The organism is Vibrio sp. 10N.247.310.24 (assembly GCF_041467175.1).
Lineage (GTDB): Bacteria > Pseudomonadota > Gammaproteobacteria > Enterobacterales > Vibrionaceae > Vibrio > Vibrio tasmaniensis_A.
In genome coordinates, this window is the sequence record NZ_JBFSUD010000192.1 from 1 (window position 1) to 1189 (window position 1189).

Here is a 1189-nt window from a genome sequence, read left to right on the forward strand (position 1 = left end):
TTGATCGTGATGAGCAAATGCTGTGGAACTTTGCGGTAGACCGCACCACTGGCGAGCTCAACGATGTTTGGATTAACCAGGCATTAGACCAAGCCGATGAAGAGATTAACTCTTTCTTAGGTCGTCGTTATGTGCTGCCACTGCCGACTGTACCAGGCATGTTGAATAAGGTTGCCATCACTATTGCGTTCTACTGGTTAGCCGACCGTGACCAACAGGCCACGAACCTACTAGAAGAGCGCTACAAGATGCAGCTTGAAACCCTGCGTGAGATAGCCAATGGCAAGCGTGAACTTGGTTTGCCAACCATCGAAGCTCCAAGCGAAAGCAGCGTGGGCAAGGTTGAGTTGATTCAAGAGAACGAGCGCCAGTTCACCCGCAACAGTTTGAAAGGCGTCTTGTAATGTCGATTGGTGTTCAAGTTACGGGAACGCAAGAGCTTGAGCGCTATCAACAGCTGCTTGAAACCCTAAGCGACCCAAAGCACAAAATGGAACTTTTGGATAGTTTAGGGAGTGTTGTAGAAAACCAAACCACGAGAAGAATTGCCGATGAGAAAACGTCACCTGATGGTCAACGTTGGGATGATTGGTCTAACAGTTATGCGAAGACTCGACATGGAAACCAATCCCTATTGGTTGGTGAAGGAGACTCGCGAGACTCCATTACTTTCCAAGTGGAGAGAAACCAAGTTCGAGTTGGATCACCATTGGCTTACGCTGGCGTTCATCAAGATGGCTTTTCTGGTCCGGTTCAAGTGTCTGCTCATACGCGCCTTATCACACAAGCCTTTGGTAAAGCGATTCCTCAGAGAACTCAATTCATCTCGTCTTTCACTCGTATGATGAACATACCGCAGCGAGAATTTTTAGGGTTAAGTACCGACAACCAAGCGGATGTGTATACGGTTATCGGTAACCTCTGGAAGGAGTTAATGAATGTCTAGACCCGACTTTACCACCAGTGGTTCTACCGTTTGGGCTGTGAATGAAATCGTTCAGTACCTTAAGCCAAAGCTTGAAGGTGGTGTGCGTGAAATAGAAAAGATCCAAACCGTTGAGCGCCACATAGGCCGCTTTGATAAGGCGGATGATATTAAGCGCTGGATGTCGAACCGTGACGGTGGCGTTCGTATTGCTGCCCTACGTGTTCCGCAATATGAAACTGTGGGTAATCGCTTAATTGGTAA

At 47.8% G+C, this 1189-nt stretch carries 2 protein-coding genes and 1 pseudogene; all 3 read left to right on the plus strand.

Annotated elements, in window-relative coordinates:
- On the plus strand, positions 1 to 404 hold a 404-nt coding region (locus AB6E08_RS23345), incomplete at its 5' end, for a gp436 family protein (RefSeq protein WP_372160354.1).
- Positions 404 to 946 (plus strand): phage virion morphogenesis protein, encoded by a 543-nt coding sequence (locus tag AB6E08_RS23350; protein WP_372067557.1) that lies wholly within the window; start codon positions 404 to 406, stop codon positions 944 to 946. The genes AB6E08_RS23345 and AB6E08_RS23350, both read left to right, overlap by 1 nt.
- Positions 939 to 1189 (plus strand): annotated as a pseudogene (locus AB6E08_RS23355) (hypothetical protein); the annotation flags it as partial. The gene AB6E08_RS23350 and the pseudogene AB6E08_RS23355, both read left to right, overlap by 8 nt.

Coding starts and splice junctions, on each gene's coding strand:
- AB6E08_RS23350 (WP_372067557.1), top strand. CDS start 404: ATGTCGATTGGTGTTCAAGTTACGGGAACGCAAGAGCTTGAGCGCTAT.